This is a genomic window from Streptomyces sp. NPDC031497 (genome assembly GCF_055580905.1).
Genome location: NZ_JBVIKO010000028.1, coordinates 20,874 through 46,187 on the forward strand (window position 1 = coordinate 20,874; position 25,314 = coordinate 46,187).

Genomic DNA, 25,314 nt, shown 5'->3' on the forward strand with positions numbered 1-25,314 from the left:
GGAATCAGCTGCCATCGTCCTGGCAGGGCTGATCCTCGTGATGGCGACAGCGACGTACGTGTGGCGGCGCTCGACGCGGCCGGGAGACTACTTCCCGCTCCACGAGGCGCGGCGCTCCCCGCCGCCGGCGCCGTCACCCACCCCGGGGTGCGGGCCCTGAGCCGTCACCTTCCGCCGCCACGGCCGCCCGCACCCGCTGCTCCTCGCGAGCGGAGCCGACGTCCCGTTCCAGGGGTGTGCGGCTCACGGCCGTCGCGAGGTCCTCCAAGGCCTGCTTCTGCAGTTCCGCCCCGCGCCGCACCACCGGGCTCCGGTCCCCGGCGGCGGAGCCCTGCCACGCGTGGAGCGCCTCCTCCACCCGCCCCCAGTCCGGATTCCTGTGCTCGCGCACGTCGACTGCCGCCTTCGCGGTGTCCGTCTCCAGGGCCTCGGCGAACCGCTCTGCCTCGGGGACGAAACGGCTGTCGGCCCGCGGGAGGTGGCTCTCCATGAGCATCGCCGCCCGGCCGAACCCCTTGAGCGCCTCCTGCGCCTCCTCCGCCTCACGCGACGTCAGACCCCTGGGGCGGACCGGTTCCTGCCTTGCCCGGTCGTATGCCTCCTGCCAGGCGGCACGTGCCTCCCTGCTCGCCAGCAGGGCCCTGCGCATGTCGGCGTGATGCTCCTGGGTCGGTTCGGCGTAGTTGCGGAGCACCGCGGCGGCGTAGCGGCCGTTGGCGGCGAGCCAGTCCGCAAGCCGGCCCGGCAGCCGGGGCGTCTCCCACGCGGGGAACACCACGTAGGCCAGCATTGCCAGGGCCCCGCCGAGCAGGGTGAGCACCACCCGCTCCGGGACCGTCTGCTCCCACGCCTGGCCGCCCATGCCGAGCAGGAAGACGACGTACGTGGCAGTGAAACACTGGGAATAGGCGTAGCCGGTACGGATCAGCGTGTACGACAGGCCCGCCGAGATCACCGCCAGAGCGCCGGACACATGGGCGTCCGGGCCCAGGGCCCGCACCGTCCCGGTGGCGAGCGCGACCCCCGCCAGGGTCCCGGCGAGACGGGCCACCGCACGCGCGTACGTCCGGTGGAAGTCCGGCCGCATCACCATCACCGAGGCGATGGGCGCCCAGTAGCCGTGGCCCAGGGGCAGCCGGGCGGCGATCAGATAGCCGATCGTGGCTACGGCCGCCAGGCGGACGGCGTGCCGGAACACGGGCGAGTCCCACCGGAGCTCACGGCGGATCGCCCGGACGACGACCGGGACCAGCCGGAGCATTGTCGGGCGCACCAGGAACTGGGCGCCGGCTGGGCCGGGCGGCGGGAGCGTCCTCCCGCGCGCGCCGCCGCTCCCGGCGATCTCCAACGCCTCGCCGAGCAGTTCCACGAGCCGCTCGGCGGCCTGCCGCGCGGGGCCCTCCAGCACCTCGTGCTCCTCGTCGACACGCAGGACGTCCGCGCTCCCGGGCCGCACCTCGGCGGGAGTGCCGCGGCGGATCGAACGAGCGGCCGCATCCAGGACGTCGGCGGCCGCGTCGAGCAACTCCCGCGCGCGGTCCCGCCCGGGTCCCTCCGCCGGGGCGCCGACGTCCGGGTCGGCGAGCGCGGCGACGACCGGCCGAATGCGCTCGGCGAGTCCCCGGGGGCCGTGGAGGACGGGGGGACGGGTGCGGGCCTGTGACGGCGTCACGGCGGCCGCGTCCCGGGCCGTCATCAACGGCTCCGGGTCGAACGGGGCGGTCGGGTCGTGCCGCAACCTGCGGGCGTAGTCCGCCACGGCGGCCAGGGCGTCGGCGAGCGCGTCACAATGCGCCCCCCAACGCCGGATCGGGAACAGCAAGATCAGCACGGCCTGCGCCACGCCTCCGAGCGCGATGACCCCGGCGTGCTCCAGGGCTTGCCGGAGGCTCGTGGGCAGAGTGACGGTCACCAGCATGCTGCCCACGGTCGTCGCTGCGACGATCCCAGCGGTCGATCCGACGGCCCACGCCATCCCCGCGGCAAAGGCCCATACGGCCAGCAGCGGGAGGAACGTCACGAGTCGCCCCGCCGCCAGGTAGCCCACGAAGGTGCTGAGCGCCAGACCCGCGCCCGCGCCGAGCGCGATCACCTTGCGTGGACGCCAGGTGCGCTGGAAGGTGGCCCCACCCGCGGAGTAGGCGCCGAGGGCGGCGGATGCGGCATACGCAGGGGAGACCAGCCACAGCGCCGGCCCGACGACGATCGCCACCCCAGCGGCCGTGCGCAACGCGAGCAGGGGCTCCAGCCGCGTCTCCTCGATCGTGAGCCCGGATCGCACGACCTCCCCGAAGGCCCGCAGCCACGTCACGGGTGTGAGCCTAGCCGGAACACCCTGCCGGGTCGCGTCGGCCTGGTTGAGGTGCGGCAGCCGTCGGGCAAGGAGCCTCCCGCACGCCCCGCGAACAGGCCGACAGCCTCAGCCGCTGGACAGGGTGCAGCCACTGCGGACACTGCTGAGCGTCCGCCGTCCGTCCTACCGGGCCGGAGCGCGGGCAATCGCCGTCGGTTCAGGTCCGACCGGAGCGCGGGCAATCGCCGTCGGCTCAGGTCCGGCCGGAGCGCAGGGATTCGCCATGGGTTCAGGTCCGACCGGAGCGCGGGCGATAGCCCCCAGCCCCGGCCGGAGGACGAGCAGATCGCCGCCCGGCCCCCGGACCGGTCCGCGTGAAACTGGCGGGACGTCGGGCCCGGGTCTCTTACCGCTTGTGGCCGTTCCCGTGTCCGTTCGGATGCAGGACCACCTTGGTCCAGCCCTCGTCACGGGCGTCGAAGTGCTCGTAGGCGGTGGGGGCCTCGTCCAGGCTGAGTTCGTGGGAGACGACGAAGCTCGGCTTTGCCTTCTCTCCGGCGATCAGATCCCGCAGCGCCCGGTTGTACCTCTTCACCGGCGCCTGCCCGGTACCCATGTGCTGGCCCTTGAACCACATCATGCCGAAGTCGATCGGGACCTTGCCCTGCGCCTCCAGCTCCCCCTGGGCCTGCGCGCCGCCGGGGTCCTGGGGCAGGAACACGCCCACCACGCCGATGTCGCCCGTGAACCTGACCGAGTCGATCAGTCCGTTGAGCGTGAGGCTGGCGTCCTCGTGTCCCTCGGGGTCGTGTGCCTGGTATCCGACACACTCACAGCCGTTGTCGGCGCCCAGACCGAGGGTGGCCTCCTTGACGACCTCCGCCGGCTGCTGCTCGGCGGAGTTGATCGGGATGGCCCCGATCTCCTCCGCCTTGCGCAGCCGGTCGGGCTGGTGGTCGGCCACCCAGACGCGCCCGGCGCCCTTGAGGACGGCGGAGTAGGCCGCCATCAGCCCGACGGGACCGGCCCCGAAGACGATCGTCTGGTCGCCCGGTTTGACGTGGGCCATCTCGGTGGCGTGATAGCCGGTGGGGAAGATGTCGGCGAGCATCACGTAGTCGGTCTGGCGCTCGGCGGCGTCCTCCCCCAGACGCAGCGCGTTGAAGTCGCCGTAGGGCACGCGCAGCAGTTCCGCCTGGCCGCCCTGGTAGGGGCCCATGTCGGCGAACCCGTAGGCGGCTCCCGCGAGAGCCGGTTCCGGCTGCATGGTCAGGCAGTAGTTGGTCAGACCCCGCTCGCACTGCTTGCAGAAGCCGCAGGCGATGTTGAAGGGCAGGACCACATACTCGCCGACCTGGACCTTGCGGACGGCCGAGCCGACCTCCACGACCTGGCCCATGTTCTCGTGTCCCAGGGTGCGGCCGGACTCGAACGAGGTGCGGCCCTCGTACATGTGCAGGTCCGAACCGCAGATGTTGGTAGTGGTGATCTTGACGATGATGTCGCAGGGGTGTTCGATCTTCGCGTCCGGTACGTCCTTCACGGTGACCGTTCGCGGGCCTTCATATACCGCTGCTTTCATGATCGCTTCCTTCGGTGCCGCGGCATGACCGCAGCACGGGTGCGATGGAGACGGCGCACCGAGCCTGGCTCCCGGGAGTTGGTGCGACGGGGTCGATGGCTCCGGCATGCCTCTGGGGGCCGTTCGCCCGGTTCAGGTGGAACGGCGGTGCCGCCATGGGCCTGCTCGTCGGGCTTCGGCGCTCCGGCGGCGTGCCTTCCGAGTCCCCGTCGGCCCTTGACGCGAAACGACCACGCACCGATCGATCAGCGGAGTCTTCGCACACCGACGACCACCAGCCACCAGCCACCAGCCACCAACGAATCTCCGACTCGGCTCAACCAGCTAGTAGCCGTCGTCGTCCTGGAGCATCTGGCGGCGCTCCTGTTCGCGCTTGGAGTAGGCGGCTGCCCGGATCGCCTCGTCGCTCTCCAAGCCTGATCCCAGCGCCCCGCCCACCGTGGCGACCGAAGCGACGAACCAGGACAACGTCCAGTATTCCGCGGCGTGAAGCGGGGTTCGTGTCGTGGAGGCGAACACTTGGTCGTTGAGGATGAACAGGGCCCACACCAAGTTGACGACGATCAGACCGCCGTAGCAGACGAGCACCCCGATACCCACGGTCACGACCGTCGAGGCGTTGTAGAGCCTCGCCCTCTGCCTCGCCTCCCGCGAGGCCTCTGCTGATCGATGCCACAGCTGCGCGTCCACGATCAGCCAGCCGATCATGAGCACGACGGACCCGACCGTGGCGATCACGAGGCGTGGCGCGCTCAGGGACTCGGCCAGGTTCCAGATGGTGGAGTTCACAGTGGCGACTGCTCCCGTGGCGAGTGCGGCTGCCAGGGCTTTCGACAAGCCCGGCACCAAGCGCCACGGCCGGTTGGCGCGGACCATACCGACGAGCACCCTCAGGTAACCGCGCGGTCCGCTGACGACGTACCGAAGATCAGCGGTCTCCTCCTCACCGACCTGGCCCGGGTGAATAGGCGCGAGGCGGCTGACGAAGGGTCCCAGAAGCGGCTGACTCCGCGGAGGTCCCCCAGCGCCGGTGGCCCGCGGGGCCGCCAAGCTGAGCACGGCTTCTTCCACGGCCCGCCGGGCTCTCGTCTGCAGACGCAAGCCCCCCAGCGGAGGAAGAGACAGCAGGGCCACGCCGTGTTCATGACTCAGATCCACAACGAGCTTGCGCCCGTGCGAGTGCAGCGGAAGGTCGGTGAGGGCCACGATGATGTCCCAACTCTCCGCTCTTCCGCGGTCCATGATCCGGCGCATCAAGGTAGGCGGGTCCTCGGTCCCCGCGGTGAAGGGCTCACTGACCACCTCGACGTCGAACCGTCGTCCCTGGCCTGACCTGTCGGCGAGCCGAGCGGGAAGTGTCCGGGCCATGCGCTGCGCGATCTCCGTGGGCGCGTCGGGATCCGCCAGGAGGGCCACGACCGTAACGCCCTGAGACGACACCCGCATGACTCCTTCTCGTCGGCTGCCCCCGCGCGACCGCCCGTGCCCACAGGATGCCTCCGAGGTATCGCCGACGCCGCTTGACACGCTGGCCCCTGCCAGCAGGTGCAGGCGGTACGGTCAGGTCTCCTCGTCCTCCCCGCACAGGGCCTGATCCACCGCAGCCGATCGTCTCCCACCGTCCGAAGAAGCGCGGGGAGACCGGGCCGCTCACCTCCGAGCGGCGCGGCACGTGGGTCTGCTACCGGGGCGAGCCCTCGGTCATGGCCGCCATGGGGCGCATGCTCGCGACCTGGGGCTGAGCCGCCGGGGCGAGTGCGTTACCGGGAGGCGAACCACCGCGTTCGCCGAAGGGCGCCGGCAGGGGTCAGGCGAAGGCCCCGACTGGTTCGGGGGATCCCCAGCCGGGGCCGATCGAGAGTGGGCGCGAAGGGCGGTCGCCTCGCGGCGGGGGCTCCATAAGGCTTCAGCCGAACGATCGTCCTCATGGGCAAAGGGTGAGGCCCGGGGACACTGTTCCCTTCACGCCCACATACGGATCAACGCTGAAGCACCCTCGAATGTTCCCTGGGAGCGGCTCATACCGGGATTCTCCGGACGCTCGTGTGAGCGGGGCCCGGTGACGGCGCCTGTCGCGCGGTTCCCGGCGCGATCAGGTAATCAGGAACGGTGAACAAGGACGCGACCGACCCCTTCGTGCATGTCCGGGGCGCCGGTGAGAACAACCTGCGGAACATCGATGTCGACGTTCCGCGGGACGCGATGGTCGCCTTCACCGGCGTCTCCGGTTCGGGCAAGTCCTCGCTCGCGTTCGGCACGCTCTACGCGGAGGCCCAGCGGCGCTACTTCGAGTCCGTGGCACCGTACGCCCGAAGGCTGTTGCAACAGGTCGGCGCACCGCACGTGCAGGAAATCACCGGACTGCCACCGGCCGTGGCCCTGCAGCAGCGACGCGGGTCGCCCAGCTCGCGCTCGACGGTCGGCACCATCACCACGCTGTCCAATCTGCTGCGCATGCTGTACTCCCGCGCCGGCACCTATCCGCCCGGGGTCGCACGGCTGGAGGCCGAGTCGTTCTCGCCCAACACCGCGGCCGGGGCCTGCCCGGAGTGCCACGGACTGGGTGTCGTGCACGACGTCGCCGAGGACCTGCTCGTGCCGGACCCCTCGCTGAGCATCCGCGAGGGGGCGATCGCCGCCTGGCCGGGCGCCTGGCAGGGCGCCAACCTGCGCAGTGTCGTGAGCGGCCTGGGGATCGACATCGACCGACCGTGGCGCAGGCTCAGGAAGAAGGACCGGGACTGGCTGCTGTACACGGACGAGCAGCCCTCCGTGTACATCGAGCCGGAGGAGGACCGCGTCGACTACGGCTACCAGGGCAAGTTCTGGAGCGCCCGCAAGCACGTCATGCACGTCCTCGCCGACTCCAAGAGCGAGAAGATGCGCGAACGGGCGCTCCGGTTCGTCAGGAGTGTGCCCTGCCCCGAGTGTCACGGCAGCGGACTGCGGCCCGAGGCGCTCGCCGTGACGTTCGCCGGACGTTCCATCGCCGAGATCAACGCGATGCCGCTCACCGAGGTCGTGGCGCTGCTGCGGCCCGTCGCGGGGCGGTCCGAGGCCGACGCCACCACGTCGACCGCCCGATCCGGGGAGACGACCGAGGTCGCGGTCCGGATCTGCGGCGATCTGGTCGCGCGGGTCGACGTACTGCTCGACCTGGGCCTCGGATATCTCAGCCTCGGGCGCCGCTCGACGACCCTGTCGCCCGGCGAGGCGCAGCGCCTGCGGATCGCCACCCAGCTGCGCTCGGGGCTGTTCGGCGTCGTCTACGTCCTCGACGAACCCTCCGCGGGCCTGCACCCGGCTGACGCGGAACCGCTGCTGGACGTGCTGGACCGCCTCAAGGCGGCGGGCAACTCGCTGTTCGTCGTGGAGCACGACATGGACGTCGTACGGCGGGCGGACTGGGTGGTCGACATCGGCCCCGGCGCGGGTGAGGGCGGCGGACGCGTGCTGTACAGCGGCCCGGTCGCCGGTCTTGAGCAGGTCGGGGAGTCGGCCACGAGCCAGTACCTGTTCGGGCGCGCCCAGCCGCTCGATCACCGCCCGCGCACACCGCACGGCCGGCTGCACCTGAGCGGCGTCTCCCGCCACAACCTGCACGACGTGTCCGTCGACGTACCGCTCTGCGTACTGACGGCGGTGACGGGCGTGTCCGGTTCCGGAAAGTCGACGCTGGTGACGCAGGTGCTCGCCGAGGTCGTCCGCGGCCACCTCGGACTCGTACCCGAGGAGCCCGACGAGGCGCACCTGGAGGTCGACGTCCAGGACGCGTCGGGGGTCGAGTCGTTCGACCGGCTGGTCCTGGTCGACCAACGGCCCATCGGCCGGACTCCCCGGTCCAACCTGGCCACGTACACGGGGATGTTCGACGCGGTGCGCAAGCTGTACGCGGCGACGGACGAGGCCAGGGCGCGCGGCTACTCGGCCGGGCGGTTCTCCTTCAACGTGCCCGAAGGGCGGTGCGAGACCTGCCAGGGCGAAGGATTCGTCGCGGTGGAACTGCTGTTCCTGCCCGGCACCTACGCGCCGTGCCCGACCTGCCAGGGCGCCCGGTACAACGCCGAAACGCTGGAGGTCACCTACCGCGGCAAGAACATCGCGGAAGTGCTGGCGCTGTCCGTCGACGCCGCCGCCGAGTTCCTGTCCGCGGTCCCGGCCGCCTCCCGCAGTCTGGAGACGTTGCGCGAGGTGGGACTGGGGTACCTGCGGCTGGGGCAGCCCGCGACGGAACTCAGCGGTGGTGAGGCGCAACGCATCAAACTGGCCACCGAACTGCAGCGAGCCCGCCGCGGGCACGCGCTCTACCTGCTCGACGAGCCGACGGCGGGGCTGCACCCCTCGGACATCGCACTGCTGCTGCGACAGCTGCACCGGCTCGTCGACGCCGGCAACACGGTCGTCCTCGTCGAGCACGACCTGGACACGATCGCCACCGCCGACTGGGTGATCGACCTCGGGCCGGGCGGCGGCGACGCGGGCGGGCGGGTGGTCGCGGCGGGGCCGCCGGCCAAGGTGGCGAGGGCCCGCCGCAGCGCCACCGCGCCCTATCTCGCGGCCCGGCTCGCGCGCGGCCATCGGCGGAACAGGTCGTAGACCCGGCCCCACGGCCCGTACTCGACGGGCATGTCCCGCCACGGAACACCGGTACGCACCCGGCACTGATGGTGCCCCCCGCCGGGGAGTGGAATCCCATGGCATCGATCCAGTGATCCGGATGGCGTTCATCATGGTGATGACAGGTAGAGGTCCCGTCCGCGCCCCCCGGACAACCGAGGTCGCATGCGCCGCAGGGAGGTCAGGAGGGGCGAGCCGACCGCGCCGAGAGAGTGCCGGGACCGGGCGCGCGGTCGCGCAACGCGACGGCGACCGACACAACGGCGCCGCATGAGAGGACCGCCGCGAAGCCGATCATCGCGGTCTGCACGGCGAAATGCCGCAGGGCGATGCTGAACAGGACGGAGGGCAGGCCCATTCCCAGGTACGCGACGACGAAGAACACGGCGAGGACCCCCGCGCGTGAGGCGGGCTCGGCCGCTGAAACGGCACGTCCGACGCCTCCCTTGAACAGCAGCCCGGAGCCCGCTCCCGACAGGGACACGGCGACCAGGTAGAGCCAGAGCACCGGGTGGTAGAGGGCCACGGCGCACAGGACCAGGCCGACCGGGAAGACCACTGCTCCCACGGTCAGGACCCGGGGCAGTGGGAGGCGGCCCAGCACCAGCTGGGCGGCCGCCGCGGAACCGAACATGAGGAAGGCCGCCAGGCCGACCACGAGGTGCGAGTCGGTGTGCAGGGTGCCGTGGAGCACGCTCGCCCCGAGGGAGGAGATCAGGCCGAGGATCGCGAAGGCGAAGGCGCCCAGCGCGCCGGCCGCGCCGAACGTCCGCCGGCCGCCGGGGCGGAGGACGAACCTGCTGGGCGGTTCGGCCGCGGGCAGCTCCAGGTCCACGGTCTCCGGGGTGGACAGCACCAGCACCAGGCACACCGCCATGGCGAGCGTGAAGATCGCCTGGGTGGTGATCAGGGGCATGGGAAGCCACTCGGCGGCGGCTCCGGCGACCAGGGGCCCTGCGGCCAGGCCGCCGAGGTTGGCGGCGGTGGCCACGATGCCGGGCAGCACCGAACCCGTCCGTTCCGGGCGGGCCTCGTGGTGGAGGTCGTGCAGGTACGTCGTCGCGGTCGAGGCCATCAGCCCCAGTCCGACACCGTTCAGGATCCTGCCCGCGATCAGCCCCGGCAGGTCCCGCCACGCGATCAGTACGACCGACGCGACGATGCCGACCAGCAGCGCCGGGACGATGACGCGGCGCCGGCCGAGCCGGTCCGACAGGTGTCCCAGTCCGAGGAAGGCGGCCGCCGCGCCCACGACCATCGAGGCGTACGCGACCGTGACCGTGGTCGCGCCGAAGTGGTCCCGGGCCTCGTACAGCGGCCACAACGGGGTCGGCGCGGTGCCGAAGGCCATCAGCACGGTGAAGGCCACCGCCACGAACCAGAAGCCGGTCGTGTGCGAGGCACGGCCCCGGGCGGGGGCGCGGGGCGGCAGGTCGGCGGGAGCGGGTGCTGGGATCCGGTGGGTCGGGTAGCCGGGAGCGTCGGTTGCGGGACGGCTCAGCGGCGTGGGAACGGCAGGCAGGGGTACCCCTCCTCGGGCGGAAGTGGATGGCGTTTTCCATCCTCCTCACCAGCCTGGATCAGTGCCAACGAATGTTTCTGCTGGGCTCTAGCAATGTGAGTGATACTTCTCGTGTGGAGCTACGTCAGCTGGAGCAATTCATCGCGGTCGCCGAGGAGCTGAGTTTCACGCGTGCCGCCCGTCGGCTGCACGTGGTGCAGTCCGGGGTGTCCGCCGCGATCCGCTCCCTCGAGCGCGAGCTCGGCTGCGCGCTGTTCGAGCGCACGTCGCAGCAGGTCCGGCTCACCGGGGCGGGCGCGGCGCTGCTGCCGGAGGCTCGGGCCACCCTGCACGCCGCCCAGGCGGCCCAGGACGCCGTGCGCGAGGCACAGGACACGCTGCGCGGCACGGTGAACGTGGGTGCCATGGCCTCGGTCGAGGTGGTGGACCTGCCTGCGCTCCTCGGGCAGCTGCACGCGCGGCATCCGGCGATCGACGTCCGGCTGCGGCTGGCGACGACCGGCTCGGCGGGTCTGGCGCACGCACTGCTCAGCGGGGACCTGGACGTGGCCTTCCTGTCGCTGCCCGAGCACAAGCCCGCCGGGATCGACGCACGGGCGCTGGCCACCGTGCCGCTCGTCCTGGTGGTGAGCGCCGCCCATCCGCTCGCGCAGCGGGGGGAGGTGGCACTTGCGGACCTCGCGGGGGAACCCTTCGTGGACTTCCCGCCGGGTTACGGCAACCGCGAGGTGGTCGACCGGGCGTTCGCGGCGGCGGGCGTCGTACGCCGGGTGGCACTGGAAGTGCCCGACATCGACATGGGGGCGGCACTGGTCCGGCACGGTCTGGGCATCGCCTTCCTGCCCGCGTTCGCCGTTGCCCGCACCCCCGGCCTGCACGTCCTGGACGTCCACGGCACCATGCTCCGCTGGAGCATGCATCTCGGCACGTCGTCGACCCGGCGGCCCAGCTCGGCCCTGCGGGCGCTGCTCGACCTGGTCGACCTCCACGTCATCGCCCTGTGACGCCCGGCCACGGCCCGGGCATCACCCGTCGGTGGTGTCGGCCCCCTGCGTTCGCCTCGTTCCGGCCGCGACAACTGCCGCGGCATCCGCTGACGTTCACGCTGCCGTCGTCCACAGGCGGCGTCGGACACCTTCTCGTCCCCTTCGAGGCTGGTGCCGAAGGCCCCGCCGATCATCGAGATGGCGGTGATGAACCAAGGCCCCCGTCTTCTGGCGCGACGCGACCTCGCTGGAGCAAACCGGGGAAGGGCCACCCACCCACCGCGGCGCTGTAGCAGGGCAGCCCGCCCAACTGGCTGCTGACACCGCTCGCGCAGAGGTTCCAGCGAGGCATCAGCCGGGTCCGCCCAGCACGATCTTCCACACTCGGGTCGCCACCTGGAGGTTCAGCCGGTCCTCGACGTTCGCGAGGTCGTTGCCGCTGATGTCGCGGATGCGCTGGAGCCGATAGCGCAGCGTGCTGCGGTGGATCGCGAGGGAGTCGGCGGTCTCGTCGTAGTTGCCGCCGCAGTCGAAGTACCGGGACAGGGTCTCCACCATGGCCGCGTGGTGCCGCGAGTCGTAGTCGATGAGCTGCCCGAGCCACTCGTGGACGAACGTCTCCAGTTCCCGGTAGTCGTTGCCAGGTCCCAGGATGCGGTAGAGGCCGAGCTCGTCGAAGAACGTCGTGCCGTAGCGCTCGCGGGAGTGGCGGCGCACTTCCAGGGCGCGCTGCGCCTCCTGGTAGCGGTGGGGGATGTCGGTCAGGGAGTCGCAAGGGGCGCTCACCCCGATCGTCCCGGACCGTGTCCCGGTCTCCCGGGCGAGCGCCTCGTACAGCGCGCGGGCGTGCGGCCTGTCGTCGGTGACCAGGACCACGTGGTCGGAACGTCGGGTCAGCAGCGAGCGCATGCCCACGGCAGAGGCCGCCCGGCCCACGGTCTGCGCGAAGGAATCGTCCACGGTCCGGTTCGACCACTGCACCACGACGACGTAGTGGCTGCGGTGCAGATCGTGTCCGATCGCCTCCGACCGGGCGTAGGCGCTCGCAGCGTCCGTCCCTGCCAGGAGGTCGTCGACCAGCTCGCGGTGCAGCCTCAGCTCGACTTCGGCCAGATTACGCAGGTGCACCAGCTCCAGGGCGAGCGACGTGGCGGCGTGTTCCAGCGCGAGCACCGTGTGCTCGTCGGCGTCGCCCCGGGCATCGACCAGGGCCAGTACGCCCAGGGTCTCGCCGTGCGGGCGGACCAGGCTGATCAGCCGGTCCTTGATCCGCACCGGCCCGACCTCCCGGGCGACGGCGTGCAGCATCTCGTCCTGGCGCACGGGATCCGGTTCCGGATAGGGGTCGGGACGGCGGGGGCCGGTCCAGGACCTCAGCCGACCGAAGCGGTCCTCGACCAGCGCGGGGAGTCCGGTGAGCCTGTGCAGTGCGCGGGTGATGGCTTCCTCGCCGCCGCCCGAGGCAGCGACGTCGGCCATGAGCGTGTGAACGGCTCGCTGGTACTCCAGCTCAGCCTCGACGGAGATCAGCTGCCGCTGGAGGGCTGTGCGTTCGTCCCTGAGTCGGTGCAGTTCCAGCGCGTCCTCGCGTTGGTGGCGGTGTGCGAAGGCGACTGACAGTGCGGCAGCGGTGTGCCGGACGATCGTGGCGAGCAGGAATCGCTCCGCCTCGGACGGCCGGGAGCGGGACGTCACCACGAGGTAGCCGTGAAGTTCCTCAAGTCCGCGTAGCCCCAGGGCCCGGCCCCAGGGCCTGCCGGGTACGGTCACAGGGCCGTCCTGCCCCGCCAGCTCCCGCACCCTCCGGCCCACGGCCGAGGCATGCGTCTGCCCGTTCCTCGGGCTGGGGACCAGGCCGCCGCCCACCTTGAGGTATCCGGCCTCGGCGCGGTACGGCCCCGCGGCGGCTATGTGGTCCATGGCCAGTCGCAGGATCTCGTCTTCGTCCGAGGTGTCGAACAGGGCGCGGGAGAGCACCATCAGGTCGCGGGGGTCATGGTCGGCCGGGGTGCGAGCGGATGGGCGGGGCTGTCTGCGCGCGGCCGTGGGGTGCCGCCGGGCGCTGCCCCGCGAAAGGCCACCCGCCCGGTCGGGGCAGCGGTGGTACGGGCTGTGCGTCCGGCTGCCGGCCATGGCATCACTCCGTTCTCCCCGAGCCTTCAGGGAGGCGAGCGGTAATTCGCGTACCCGCTCCCGGCCGGCTTACCCGAGATGTTCGGATTCTTTCTTTCTCTCGTACTCGTAGGGCGACCGGGCCCGTGCATTCCTGACTCGCCAGGCGCAGGCGTGGAGCCACCCGGTTCGTCACCCTGGGGAGTACTCGAGACCCTCCGTGCGCACGGGTGGGAAACCGGCGGAGGTCCCCCTACCTGAACGAACGTGATCCGGAGAGTCGACGCGGGCGCCGTACCGGGAGGAGTTCCTCATGGCCAAGGCAGTGGGCATCGACCTGGGCACCACCAACTCGGTGATCGCCGTGTGGGAGGGCGGCGAGCCGTCCGTCGTGCCCAACAGCGAGGGCAACCGCACGACACCGTCCGTGGTGGCCTTCACCGACACCGGGGAGCGTCTGGTGGGCCAGCTGGCCCGGCGCCAGGCGATCCTCAACCCGAAGGGCACCATCTACTCGGCCAAGCGGTTCATCGGCCGGCACTTCGACGAGATCTCCGACGAGGCCAGGGCGGTGGCGTACGACGTCGTCGAGGGCGACGGCGGGGCGGCCCGCTTCAAGGTGCGCGACAAGCTCTACGCGCCTGAGGAGATCAGCGCACAGGTGCTGCGCAAACTCGCCGACGACGCCTCCAAGCAGCTCGGGGAGCGGGTCACGGAGGCGGTCATCACGGTGCCCGCATACTTCAACGACGCTCAGCGCACCGCCACCAAGGACGCCGGACGGATCGCGGGACTGGAGGTGCTGCGGATCATCAACGAGCCGACGGCGGCCGCCCTCGCGTACGGCATGGACAAGAAGGAGCACGAGACCGTCCTCGTCTTCGACCTGGGCGGCGGCACCTTCGACGTGAGCATCCTCGACGTCGGCGACGGCGTGGTGGAGGTGCGCTCCACCGCCGGCGACAGCCACCTGGGCGGCGACGACTTCGACCGGCGTCTGGTGGATTACCTCGCGGACGACTTCCAGAAGGAGAACGGCATCGACCTGCGCAAGGACCCGCAGGCGCTGCAACGACTGTTCGAGGCGGCGGAGAAGGCCAAGACCGAGCTCAGTTCGGTGACGCAGACGCAGGTCAGCCTGCCGTTCATCACCGCCGACGCCTCGGGCCCCAAGCACCTCACCGACTCGATCATGCGGTCCACGTTCGAGCAGATCACCGGCGACCTGGTGGAGCGCTGCCTGGGACCGGTCCAGCAGGCGATGGCCGACGCCAAGGTCGGCGAGAGCGACATCGACGAGGTCATCCTCGTGGGCGGTTCCACGCGTATCCCGGCGGTCCAGTCCCTGGTCCGCCGACTGACCGGCGGCAAGGAACCCAACATGAGCGTCAACCCCGACGAGGTCGTGGCCCTGGGCGCCGCGATCCAGGCCGGGGTGCTCAAGGGCGAGGTCAAGGACGTCCTGCTGCTCGACGTCACACCTTTGTCGCTGGGCGTGGAGACGCGCGGCGGAGTGATGACGAAGATCGTCGAGCGGAACACCACCATCCCGGTACGCCGCAGCGAGACCTTCTCCACTGCGGAGGACAACCAACCGGCCGTCGATGTGGTGGTGCTGCAGGGCGAGCGTGAGTCCGCGGCCGACAACCGCGTGCTCGGCCGGTTCCAGCTCACCGACATCCGGCCGGCGCCGCGGGGCGAACCACAGATCGAGGTCACCTTCGACATCGACGCCAACGGCATCCTCAACGTCAAGGCCCGCGACCGGGACACCGGCAAGGAACAGGGCATCACCATCAGCGAGAGCTCCAACCTGGACCGCAGTGAGGTCGAACGCATGCTCCAGGAGGCCGAGCGCAACCAGGGCCAGGACCAGGCACTCCGCGAGGCCGTCGACGCCCGCAACGAACTCGACGCCATCGCGTACCAGGTCGAGAAGCGCCTCGCCGAACTGGGCGACGCAGCGCCGGCGCACGAGAAGGCACGTGCCGAGATGCTCGTGTCCGACGCCCGGGCGGCGGTCAAGGATGAGGCGGGCGTGGAGCGTGTGCGGCCCCTCACCTCCGAACTCCAGCAGGTGCTCGCCGGGCTGGCGGCCCATCAGGGCGCCGCCACCGCGGATGGCGGTCCCGGCCAGGATGCCGCCACCGGTGGTCCCACGAGTGGCGGTGGCGGTGACGATGATGTCATCGACGCCGAGTTCGACAAGGGCTGAGGCGCGCCATGCCCACCTACCCCCAGGAACCCGACCGGGCCGCGTCGGATCCGGTCGAACCGGTCCCGGAAGGCGCCGGACGCCCTCCTCGCGGGGATTTGCCCCAACCGGGCTCGCCCCGGCCGGAAGCGGCGAACGGCGAACCGGGACCCGACGCCGCCGGCCCCGCGCCTGCCGAGGACGAGTACACGACCGCGATCCAGGAACTGGAGGACCGCTGGCGGCGCGCACTCGCCGACCTCGACAACCTTCGCAAGCGTCACGCCAGGGAACTGGAGCGGGAACGGGCGGTCGAGCGGTCCCGCACGGCGGCCGCCTTCCTGCCCGTCCTCGACAACCTCGAACTCGCCCTGACCCACGCCGGCGCCGATCCGGGCGCGGTCGTGGAGGGCATCCGGGCCGTACGCGACCAGGCGGTGAACGTCCTCGAACTGCTCGGCTACCCGCGGCACGCGGAGACCGGCGTCGCCTTCGACCCGGCCCGGCACGAGGTGGTCGGTGTCGTCCAGGACCCGGACGCCCCACCGGGCACGGTCGTCGAGGTGCTGCGCCCCGGCTACGGGGACGGCGACAGGCAGCTCAGGCCGGCCGCGGTGACCGTCGCGAAGCGGGAGTGACCGGTCATGGCACGGGACTACTACGAGGTGCTGGGCGTGTCGCGGACCGCGAGCCAGGACGAGATCCAGCAGGCGTATCGCAAACTCGCCCGCAGGTACCACCCCGACGTCAACAAGGACCCCGGGGCGGAGGAGCGTTTCAAGGACCTCAACGAGGCACACAGCGTCCTGTCCGATCCCAAGACCCGGGCCCGCTACGACCGCTTCGGCGAGGACTTCCGCAAGATCCCCGAGGACTTCGACGAACGGGTCGCGGCCGGAGCGGGCGGCGGCTTCCGCGGTCGGAGGACCGCGGGCGCGGGCGGCCCCCGTGTCCGGTACGCCACCGGCTTCGGCGACGACTTCGGCGCGGAGGGCATCGACATCGAGGACCTGTTCGGCTCCATGTTCGGAGCCGGCGCCGCCCCGGGCGGCGTCCCCGGAGCGGACCAAGAGGCCGAGCTGCCGCTCACCGTCGAGGAGGCGTACCGAGGCGGCCGTCGCACCGTCACGCTCGCCGGTCCCACCGGGCAGCCGCGGCGGTACGAGGTCGACGTGCCGCCGGGCGTCACGGACGGGCAGCGCATCCGGCTGGCGGGCGAGGGCGGCCGGGGCAGTGGTGACGCCGCCGCGGGCGACCTGTACCTGCGGGTGCGCATCCGGCCCCACCCCCGGTTCCGGCTGGACGGCCGCGACGTGCACATCCAGGTCCCGGTCGCCCCCTGGGAGGCGGCCCTGGGCGCGACCGTGCCGGTGCCCACGCCCGGCGGCGGGACGGCCAAGGTCACGGTGCCCGCGGGTTCGTCCAGCGGCCGGCGGCTGCGGCTGCGTGGCGAGGGCATGCCGAACCCGCGCGGCGCGAACGGCGACCTGTACGCCGAACTCCGCATCATGGTGCCGCCCACCCTCGGCGACCGGGAGCGCGAACTGTTCGAGGAGCTCGCCGCCACTTCCTCGTTCGACCCCAGGAGGACGTGATGAACGACCGACCCGTGGGAGCGGCAGGCATCGGCCGGGCCGGCGGGGGCGCCCGTCCGGTACGAACGGGCGCAGACGTCACCGCCTCGACGGCTGTCCGGTACGCGCTCGTGCCCGCCCCCAGGCTCTCCCTCGTAACCGTGGCCCGTCGCTCGGGCCTCCACCCCGATCTGATCCGCCGGTTCGTGGCCCTCGGCCTTGTCGACGCCGAACGCGACGCCGCGGGGCACCTGGTGTTCGACCCCACGGCCCCGGCGGTTCTCGCCCGCATCCAGCGGTTGCGCACCGGACTCTGCCTCAACTACGCATCCATCGGCCTGGTGCTCGACCTGCTCGACCGCATCAGCCTGCTCGAAGCCGCCCTGCGCGGCCGCGGCACGAGGAGTGAAACACCCCCATGGACATGAACCGTCTCACCCAGAAGTCCCAGGAAGCCCTCCAGGAGGCCCAGACCGCGGCCGTCGGCATGGGGCACACCGAGGTCGACGGGGAACACCTGTTGCTCGCACTTCTCGATCAGGAGGACGGTCTGATCCCGCGGTTGCTGCAACAGGCCGGCACCGAGCCGAAGGAACTGCGCGCGGCCGTGCGCGAGGAACTCTCCCGCCGCCCGAAGGTCACCGGCCCCGGCGCGGCACCCGGCCAGGTCTTCGTCACCCAGCGCCTCGGCCGCCTCCTCGACGCCGCCGAACGGGAGGCCAAACGCCTCAAGGACGAGTACGTGTCCGTGGAGCACCTCCTGCTCGCCCTGGCCGAGGAGAGCTCTTCGACCGCCGCCGGGCGCCTGCTCAAGCAGGCCGGCATCACCAGGGACTCGTTCCTGAGCGCGCTCACCCAGGTCCGCGGCAACCAGCGCGTCACCTCCGCCAACCCCGAAGTGGCCTACGAGGCTCTGGAGAAGTACGGCCGCGACCTGGTCCTCGAGGCTCGGTCCGGGCGGCTGGACCCGGTCATCGGCCGTGACGCGGAGATCCGCCGCGTCACCCAGATCCTCAGCCGCAAGACCAAGAACAATCCCGTCCTCATCGGCGACCCCGGCGTCGGCAAGACCGCCATCGTCGAGGGCCTGGCCCAGCGCATCGTTCGCGGCGATGTCCCCGAGGGCCTGCGCGACAAGACGGTGTTCGCCCTCGACATGGGCTCCCTGGTCGCCGGCGCCAAGTACCGCGGCGAGTTCGAGGAACGCCTCAAGGCCGTGCTGTCCGAGGTGAAGGCCGCCCAGGGGCGCATCCTGCTCTTCGTCGACGAACTCCACACCGTCGTGGGAGCGGGCGCCGCCGAAGGGGCCATGGACGCGGGCAACATGCTCAAGCCGATGCTCGCCCGCGGCGAACTCCACATGATCGGCGCCACCACCCTCGACGAGTACCGCAAGCACATCGAGAAGGACGCCGCCCTCGAACGCCGCTTCCAGCAGGTCCTGGTCGACGAGCCGAGCGTGGAGGACACCATTTCCATCCTGCGCGGACTGCGCGAACGCCTGGAGGTCTTCCACGGCGTGAAGATCCAGGACAACGCGCTGGTCTCCGCGGCCACCCTCAGCCACCGCTACATCACCGACCGGTTCCTGCCCGACAAGGCCATCGACCTCGTCGACGAGGCGTGCGCCCGGCTGCGTACCGAGATCGACTCGATGCCCGCCGAACTCGACGAGATCACCCGCCGCGTCACCCGCCTGGAGATCGAGGAAGCGGCCCTGTCCAAGGAGACCGACGCGGCCAGCAAAACCCGCCTGGAGGAGCTGCGCAGGGAACTTGCCGACCTGCGCGGCGAGGCCGATGCCAAACACGCCCAGTGGGAGGCCGAACGGCAGGCGATCCGCCGCGTGCAGGAGCTGCGCCAGGAACTGGAACAGGTCCGCCACGATGCGGAGGAGGCGGAACGCGCCTACGACCTCAACCGCGCCGCCGAACTCCGCTACGGCCGCCTCCAGGACCTGGAGCGCCGACTCGCCGCGGAGGAGGAGCAACTGACCGCCAAGCAAGGACAGGAGCGGCTGCTGCGCGAGGTCGTCACCGAGGAGGAGATCGCCGAGATCGTCGCCGCCTGGACCGGCATCCCCGTCGCCCGCCTCCAGGAGGGCGAACGCGAGAAGCTGCTGCGCCTCGACGAGATCCTGCGCGAGCGCGTGATCGGCCAGGACGAAGCCGTCAAGCTCGTCGCCGACGCCGTCATCCGCGCCCGCTCCGGCATCCGCGACCCTCGCCGCCCCATCGGCTCGTTCATCTTCCTCGGCCCCACCGGCGTCGGGAAGACCGAGTTGGCCAAGACCCTCGCCCGGACCCTGTTCGACTCCGAGGAGAACATGGTCCGCCTCGACATGAGTGAGTACCAGGAGCGGCACACGGTCAGCCGGCTCATGGGCGCACCGCCCGGATACGTCGGCTACGAGGAAGGCGGCCAGCTCACCGAGGCCGTGCGCCGCAAGCCGTACTCGGTCGTGCTGTTCGACGAGATCGAGAAGGCGCACACCGATGTCTTCAACACCCTGCTGCAGATCCTCGATGACGGCCGCATCACCGATGCGCAGGGCCGCACCGTCGACTTCCGCAACACCGTGATCATCATGACGTCCAACATCGGCTCCGAGCACCTCCTCGACGGCGCCACCGCCGAGGGTGAGATCAAGCCGGACGCCCGTGCCCTGGTGATGGGCGAGCTGCGCGGGCACTTCCGCCCGGAGTTCCTCAACCGCGTCGACGACATCGTGCTGTTCAAGCCGCTCGGCGAGCGGCAGATCGAGCGGATCGTGGAGCTGCAGTTCGACGAGCTGCGGCAGCGGCTCGCCGAACGCCGCATCACCGTCGAACTCACCGACGCCGCCCGGGAAGCGATCGCCCACCAGGGCTACGACCCGGTGTACGGGGCCCGGCCACTGCGCCGCTACATCTCCCACGAGGTCGAGACCCTGGTCGGACGCGCCCTGCTGCGCGGCGACGTCCAGGACGGCGCGACGGTCCGCGTCGACGCCGAACACGGAGAACTGGTGGTCACCTACGACCAGCCCGAGGACGTGAAGGAGGCACGGGCGGCATGAGCACGATGCAGGCGACGACCGTCAGTTGTCCCAAGTGCGGGCGCACCAACCGGGTGCCGGTGGCCGCGGAGGGCCGCCCCAAGTGCGGCCACTGCAAGCAGCCCCTACCGTGGATGGTGGACGCGGGCGACGACGACTTCACCGAGGTCGCCGAGCGGGCCGACGTCCCCGTCGTGGTCGACCTGTGGGCCACCTGGTGCGGCCCCTGCCGCATGGTCAGCCCCGCGCTGGAGAAGGTCGCCACCGACCTCGCCGGCCGCATCAAACTCGTCAAGGTCGACGTCGACAAGAACCCGCGGCTGTCGCAGCGTTTCGAGGTCCAGGCGGTACCGACACTCCTTGTCCTGGACCAGGGCGAGACGGTCGCCCGGCAGGCCGGCGCGGCACCCGCGGACGTTCTGCGCCGGTGGGTGGAACAGTCGATCACGGCCCGGGAAGGGTGATCCGGATGACCCTGCACGCAGACCCCCACCTCGCGCTCGTCCGGCCGGTCCAGCCGCTGACCCCAGAAGGGTGTCAGGAGTGTCTGCTGCTCGGCTCCCCGTGGGTCCACCTGAGGCTCTGTCTGACCTGCGGGCACGTCGGCTGCTGTGACTCCTCGCCGAACAAGCACGCACGTAAGCACGCGGCTGCCGTCGTCCATCCGATCGTGCAGTCGTTCCAGCCCGGCGAGGATTGGCGCTGGTGCTACGTTCACGAGGCGTTCGTCTGATGTCCGGCGACCAGTCGCTGCCGGGCGGAGAACCGGTGCCGGAGGAAGCGGACGAGGCCGTCTTCTGGGAGACCCCGGACATCTACGGCGCGTATCCGCGCCTCACGGAGGACCAGACAGCACGTCTGGCGGAGCACGGGCAACGCCGGAGCATGGCTCCGAACGACGTGCTGATCCAGGAGGGGGAGCGCTGCGAGACGTTCTTCGTCGTCCTCAGCGGTACCGTCGCCGTCCTCGAGGACTACGGCACTCCCGAGGAACACGTGCTGCGCGTGCACGGCCCCGGTCGCTTCATCGGCGAACTCGGGCTGCTGCACGGGCAGGTGGCCTTCTACACCGCTGTCGCCAGGGAGCCGGGCGAGGTTCTCGTCGTCGCCTTGGACCGATTGCGCCACCTGGTGTCCCAGGACTCCACCATCGGGGACGTCGTGCTGCGCGCCTGTCTGGGCCGTCGCGCGCTGCTCGTCGGACAGGGCGCCGGCTTCCGCATCATCGGCTCGCGCTACTCGCCCGACACCCGGCGCCTGCGCGAGTTCGCCATCCGCAACCGGCTGCCGCACCGCTGGATCGACCTGGAGACCGACGAGGAGGCCGAGGACCTGCTGCGCCGCTTCGGCGTCGGCCCGGAGGAGACACCGCTCGTCATCTGGCGGAACACCACCCTGTTGCGCAACCCCAGCAACGCGGAACTGGCCCGGCTCATCGGCCTGCCGTCACTGCCCGCCGGAAACCGTCACGGCGACGTCCTCATCGTCGGCTCCGGACCCGGCGGCCTCGCCGCCGCGGTGTACGCCGCCTCCGAGGGCCTGAGCACCACCGTGGTGGAGGCGATGGCCACCGGCGGCCAGGCCGGCACGTCGTCCCGCATCGAGAACCTGCTCGGCTTCCCCGCCGGCATCTCCGGCGCCGAACTCACCGAACGCGCCGTGCTCCAGGCCGACAAGTTCGGCGCCAGGATCAGCATTCCGCTGGAGGCGACCGGTCTCCATCCCAAGGACGAGGACCACTACGTGGTGGCGTTCGCCGACGGCAGCGAGATCGCCGCCCGCGCCGTCGTCCTGGCCACGGGTGCCCGCTACCGCCGGCTCCAGGTGCCCGGCATCGAACGCCTGGAGGGAACGAGCGTCCACTACTCGGCGACCGTCTACGAGGCCCAGCAGTGCCGCACCGACCCGGTGGCCGTCGTCGGCGGCGGCAACTCGGCGGGCCAGGCGGTGCTGTTCCTCGCCGGGTTCGCGCCGAAGGTGCACCTGCTGGTCCGAGGACCCAGCCTTGAGGCCAGCATGTCCCGCTACCTGGTCGACCAGGTCGAGCGCCATCCGCGGGTGGACGTCATGCTGCACACCGAGGTCACCGAGGTCATCGGCCAGGAGGTGCTGGAGGAGCTCGACGTGGTCGACAACCGCACGGGCGGGCACCGCCGACTCGCGGTACGGAGCCTGTTCGTCTTCACCGGCGCCGACCCCCACACCAAGTGGCTCGCCGGCATCATCGCCCTCGACTCCCGCGGTTTCGTCCTCACCGGCCCGGAGGCCCAGGAAGCCTGCGCCTGCCCCGAGGTGTGGCACGGCCGAGGGCGCTCGTGCATGACCCTGGAGACCAGCCTGCCCGGGGTCTTCGCGGTAGGGGACGTCCGTAGCGGCTCGGTGAAGCGGGTGGCCTCCGCGGTCGGCGAAGGCGCGATGAGCATCCACTTCGTGCACCGCTACCTGGGCCGCACGGCCGCGCACGGCGGCACCGACAACTCACCGCACACCCGTTCGAAGGAATCCGCTTGGCTCGCATGACGCCCAGGCGATGCGGGACCTGCGGGATCTGACGCGGTCACGGACAGCGATGACGCAGGAACGGGCCCCACGTTCGCCGCCAAGGAGACGGGGAGGCCCAGCAAGAAGGCTGCCATACTGCCCACTTGGCGCGGCGCCCATGGTGGACCGTCTACACCCCCTTCCGCCGTCACGCCCTAGCCGGCGTGTTCACCCGGGCCCTGCCAGGACCGGCAACTGCCAAGCCACAGCGCCTATTAGGCCTACATCTCCCGAGGCTTCCGCGCCTACCTGCATCGACTCGGCATCGTGCACACCATCCCGGAAACAACCGACCAGCGACGTCACCGGCACAACCGGGGCCGCCGCGGCGGGCGACCGCCGGCGTTCGACCGGCAGCTCTACCACCGACGCAACATCGTTGAGCGCTGCTTCAACCGACTCAAGGGCTTCCGCGACATCGCCACCCGATACGAAAAGACCGCCACCTCTTACGAAGCGGCGGTCACACTCGCGTCACTCCTGCTCTGGGCAAGATCCGCATAAAGACGGACCCAAGGCTGGGCAGTAGGAGACGGCTGGTCGTTCAGCGGGTGAGTTTCCACAGTCGGATCGTCTGATCGGCACTGCCGCTGGCCAGCAGGTTTCCGTCCGGGCTGAAGGCCACGGCGTAGACGGCGCCGCGGTGACCGGTGAGGGGGTGCCCGATGGGGGCTGGGCCGGCGGAGTCGGTCACGCGCCACAGGCGGATCGTGTTGTCGCTGCTGCCGCTGGCCAGGATACCTCCGTCGGGGCTGAAGGCGACGGTGTTGACGGCGTCCCCGTGTCCGGTGGCGCTACCGAGGAGCACCGGGTCCGCGGGGTCGGTGACCTTCCACAGGCGGATCGTGCGGTCGCCGCTGCCGCTGGCCAGCAGGTGGCCGTTCGGACTGAACGTCACACTGTAGACGCGGTCGGTGTGGCCGGGCAGGGCCGGGCCGATGGGAGCCAGAGGGTCGGCCACGTTCCATAGCCGGACCGCGTGGTCGGAGCCGCCACTGCCCATGACGCTCTCGTCGTGGCTGAACGCTACCGACAGGACGGCATCGGTATGCCCGAAGACGGGTTTGCCGATGAGTTCGGGGTGCGCGGGGTCGGTGAGTTTCCACAGGCGGATCGCGCGGTCCCCGCTACCGCCGGCCAGCAATTCCCCGCTGGGGCTGAAGGCTACCGAGAAGACGGCGTCGGTATTGCCGGTGATCGGGTGGCTGAGGAGGACCGGCTTGGCCGGGTCGGCCACGTTCAGCAGCCGGACCTTCTGATCGGCGCTCGCGTCAGCCAGAAGGTTCCCCTCGGGGTGGAAGACCACCGAATAGACCGTGTCGGTATGGCCGGAGACGGGGGAGCCGATCGGCTTGGGGCGCAAGGGATCGGCCAGGTCCCAGAACCTGAGCGTCTGGTCGGCACTGCCACTGGCCAGGACACGCCCGCCCGGCCGGAAGGTCACCGAGTAGACACGGTCGGTGTGGCCGATGAGCGGGTGTCCCAACGGGGCCATCGCCGCCGTGCTCAACGCGTTGCTGGGGGCACCGGGGTCCGAAGCCGCCGCCGGGTCGGCAGGACGGCCGGGAAACGTCAAGATGGTGTCGGCGACAGCCAGCCCGAAGACACCGATGGCGTTCAGCAGCATGCGCCGGTCCAGCAGGGACCACCGTCCAGCGACTGCCCGCGCTGGGATATCGGCGGCGTCGGTCGGTATCAGTTTGCAGAGAATGGCGATGGCGGCCGCAGCTGCGCTCTTGGCAGCCTGAGGCTGGGAGCCTTCTGCGTCCCGCTTGCTTTTGTCCGGGTCGGCCTTGTCACTGATGCCCCGGATGATCAGTGTGTCCAAGGTGCCGGTGAGGTGGGCAGCTTGGGCGACGCCGGCGCCTTCCATCTCGATGGCGGCGGCGTCGTTGTAGTGCTCGTGGATGTGGCGGGCGATCGCGGACCCGGCGTCGGCGAGGATGACATCCCCGACGGCGATCGGCTTGAAGTGGGCCTGGTACTCGGCGCCACGCAGGGCGTGACGGGCGACCTGTTCCAGGCGGTGGGAGGCGTGCCAGACCTCGGGACGTGCACGGAAGCCCTCCGGGGTCTGCTTGCCCCCGTGAATGCCGTACACCTTGGTCGCCACCACGACGTCGCCGATGTTGATGTCGTCTTTGAGGCCACCCGCGACACCCACAAAGAAGAGGACTTGCGGAGCGAGCCAGGAGTTGACCCGTTCGGTAAGGGCGGCTGCGGTGAGGGTGCCCTCACCGATCTCGGCGAGGGCGACATACCAGGGGGTTCCGGGGAGCCGGCCGCGTTCAACGCGGGTGCCGGAGGGGTGCACGAGAGTCCTGGCGTCGGTGAGGTGTTCCCGTACGGCGTCATACTCCACAGACAGGGCGGTGAGGATGACCGCGGTGGGGGGAGCGGTGTCTGCCACGTGACCAGCCTCGACCGTTCTTCTCTCGCGTGGGTACAGAGTTCACCGTAAAGCACATCCATGGCGGAATATGCAGTTCCGTGGTGAATGCGGGGACTTGCTGGAGCCAGTCCGTCAGGCAGGGGATCGCGGGCGGGCATGCCGGACACGTGGGATGCGCGACGGGGTCCGTCGCCAGGAGGGCCGGCAATGCCCGCCGCGGATCGGCAGAACACGGACCCACTACCTCAGCCGTTTCCGTTCCTGTACCGAGCATCCCTGCGTACAGGAGGATCTGGACGGCGAGCCCGGTGATCGCCGGGCGCTCTCTCAGTTAGAGACTTTCGGGGAACGTGTCGTCGTAGTAGTCGTGGCGGTGGCGGGCATGCCGTCGTAGTTGTCGCCGCACACGTCATTGCCGCCGATCATGCCCCCGATCCACCCGAGGACGCCGCTGACTTTGCAGA

At 70.8% G+C, this 25,314-nt stretch carries 16 protein-coding genes and 3 pseudogenes; 12 read left to right on the forward strand and 7 right to left on the reverse strand.

The features are described 5' to 3' along the window. Positions 1-133: 133 nt before the first annotated feature. From ACZ5K7_RS39385 to ACZ5K7_RS39395, 3 genes are all read right to left on the reverse strand, one after another. Positions 134-2,311 (reverse strand): FUSC family protein, encoded by a 2,178-nt coding sequence (locus ACZ5K7_RS39385; protein ID WP_468921714.1) that lies wholly within the window; start codon positions 2,309-2,311, stop codon positions 134-136. 388 nt (positions 2,312-2,699) lie between these two features. Continuing rightward, positions 2,700-3,875 (reverse strand): glutathione-independent formaldehyde dehydrogenase, encoded by a 1,176-nt coding sequence (locus ACZ5K7_RS39390; protein ID WP_351704475.1) that lies wholly within the window; start codon positions 3,873-3,875, stop codon positions 2,700-2,702. Positions 3,876-4,199: 324 nt separating this feature from the next. Continuing rightward, the gene (locus tag ACZ5K7_RS39395; protein WP_351704478.1) at positions 4,200-5,321 is read right to left on the reverse strand and encodes a hypothetical protein; all 1,122 of its coding nucleotides are present in this window, start codon (positions 5,319-5,321) and stop codon (positions 4,200-4,202) included. A gap of 155 nt (positions 5,322-5,476) precedes the next feature. Here ACZ5K7_RS39395 and ACZ5K7_RS39400 point away from each other — a divergent pair. Together ACZ5K7_RS39400 and uvrA are read left to right on the forward strand one after the other, a co-directional pair. After that, a pseudogene (locus ACZ5K7_RS39400) lies at positions 5,477-5,617 on the forward strand (transcriptional regulator); the annotation flags it as partial. Positions 5,618-5,984: 367 nt separating this feature from the next. After that, positions 5,985-8,471 (forward strand): excinuclease ABC subunit UvrA, encoded by a 2,487-nt coding sequence (gene uvrA / locus ACZ5K7_RS39405; RefSeq protein WP_468921718.1) that lies wholly within the window; start codon positions 5,985-5,987, stop codon positions 8,469-8,471. Here the strand turns inward: uvrA and ACZ5K7_RS39410 are convergent. Beyond that, positions 8,444-8,533: pseudogene (locus ACZ5K7_RS39410) on the reverse strand (transposase); the annotation flags it as partial. The gene uvrA and the pseudogene ACZ5K7_RS39410 overlap by 28 nt on opposite strands. A gap of 140 nt (positions 8,534-8,673) precedes the next feature. After that, positions 8,674-9,867, reverse strand: coding sequence for an MFS transporter (locus ACZ5K7_RS39415; RefSeq protein WP_468921721.1), 1,194 nt, complete (start codon positions 9,865-9,867; stop codon positions 8,674-8,676). A 260-nt stretch (positions 9,868-10,127) separates the two neighbouring features. Here ACZ5K7_RS39415 and ACZ5K7_RS39420 point away from each other — a divergent pair, with 260 nt between their 5' ends. Further along, the gene (locus ACZ5K7_RS39420) at positions 10,128-11,018 is read left to right on the forward strand and encodes a LysR family transcriptional regulator (protein ID WP_468921723.1); all 891 of its coding nucleotides are present in this window, start codon (positions 10,128-10,130) and stop codon (positions 11,016-11,018) included. 333 nt (positions 11,019-11,351) lie between these two features. On the opposite strand, the gene ACZ5K7_RS39425 is transcribed toward ACZ5K7_RS39420, so the two are convergent. Continuing rightward, positions 11,352-13,133, reverse strand: a complete 1,782-nt coding sequence (locus ACZ5K7_RS39425; protein ID WP_468921726.1) for a PucR family transcriptional regulator — start codon at positions 13,131-13,133, stop codon at positions 11,352-11,354. A gap of 292 nt (positions 13,134-13,425) precedes the next feature. On the opposite strand from ACZ5K7_RS39425, the gene dnaK reads away from it, so the two are divergent. From dnaK to ACZ5K7_RS39470, 9 genes and pseudogenes are all read left to right on the forward strand, one after another. Further along, the gene (gene dnaK / locus ACZ5K7_RS39430) at positions 13,426-15,327 is read left to right on the forward strand and encodes a molecular chaperone DnaK (protein WP_351704494.1); all 1,902 of its coding nucleotides are present in this window, start codon (positions 13,426-13,428) and stop codon (positions 15,325-15,327) included. 8 nt (positions 15,328-15,335) lie between these two features. Then, positions 15,336-15,944, forward strand: a complete 609-nt coding sequence (locus ACZ5K7_RS39435; protein ID WP_351704497.1) for a nucleotide exchange factor GrpE — start codon at positions 15,336-15,338, stop codon at positions 15,942-15,944. A 6-nt stretch (positions 15,945-15,950) separates the two neighbouring features. After that, on the forward strand, positions 15,951-16,901 hold the full coding sequence (locus ACZ5K7_RS39440) for a DnaJ C-terminal domain-containing protein (protein WP_468921730.1): 951 nt from the start codon (positions 15,951-15,953) through the stop codon (positions 16,899-16,901). Further along, a complete protein-coding gene (locus ACZ5K7_RS39445; RefSeq protein ID WP_468921733.1) occupies positions 16,901-17,308 on the forward strand; it encodes a chaperone modulator CbpM in 408 nt (135 codons plus the stop codon). Before ACZ5K7_RS39440 ends, ACZ5K7_RS39445 begins: the two co-directional genes overlap by 1 nt. Continuing rightward, on the forward strand, positions 17,299-19,938 hold the full coding sequence (clpB, locus tag ACZ5K7_RS39450) for an ATP-dependent chaperone ClpB (protein ID WP_450973671.1): 2,640 nt from the start codon (positions 17,299-17,301) through the stop codon (positions 19,936-19,938). Before ACZ5K7_RS39445 ends, clpB begins: the two co-directional genes overlap by 10 nt. Next, a complete protein-coding gene (gene trxA, locus ACZ5K7_RS39455; RefSeq protein WP_468921736.1) occupies positions 19,935-20,381 on the forward strand; it encodes a thioredoxin in 447 nt (148 codons plus the stop codon). The genes clpB and trxA overlap by 4 nt, the downstream gene beginning before the upstream one ends. 5 nt (positions 20,382-20,386) lie before the next feature. Further along, positions 20,387-20,650 (forward strand): UBP-type zinc finger domain-containing protein, encoded by a 264-nt coding sequence (locus tag ACZ5K7_RS39460; RefSeq protein WP_351704513.1) that lies wholly within the window; start codon positions 20,387-20,389, stop codon positions 20,648-20,650. Then, positions 20,650-22,437 carry an FAD-dependent oxidoreductase gene (locus ACZ5K7_RS39465; RefSeq protein WP_468921740.1) on the forward strand — a complete coding sequence of 596 codons (1,788 nt, stop codon included), beginning with the start codon at positions 20,650-20,652 and terminating at the stop codon, positions 22,435-22,437. The genes ACZ5K7_RS39460 and ACZ5K7_RS39465 overlap by 1 nt, the downstream gene beginning before the upstream one ends. 240 nt (positions 22,438-22,677) lie before the next feature. Further along, a pseudogene (locus tag ACZ5K7_RS39470) lies at positions 22,678-22,962 on the forward strand (transposase); the annotation flags it as partial. A 40-nt stretch (positions 22,963-23,002) separates the two neighbouring features. Here ACZ5K7_RS39470 and ACZ5K7_RS39475 read toward each other — a convergent pair. After that, positions 23,003-24,868 carry a phosphorylase family protein gene (locus ACZ5K7_RS39475; RefSeq protein ID WP_468921742.1) on the reverse strand — a complete coding sequence of 622 codons (1,866 nt, stop codon included), beginning with the start codon at positions 24,866-24,868 and terminating at the stop codon, positions 23,003-23,005. Between the last annotated feature and the right edge of the window lie 446 nt (positions 24,869-25,314).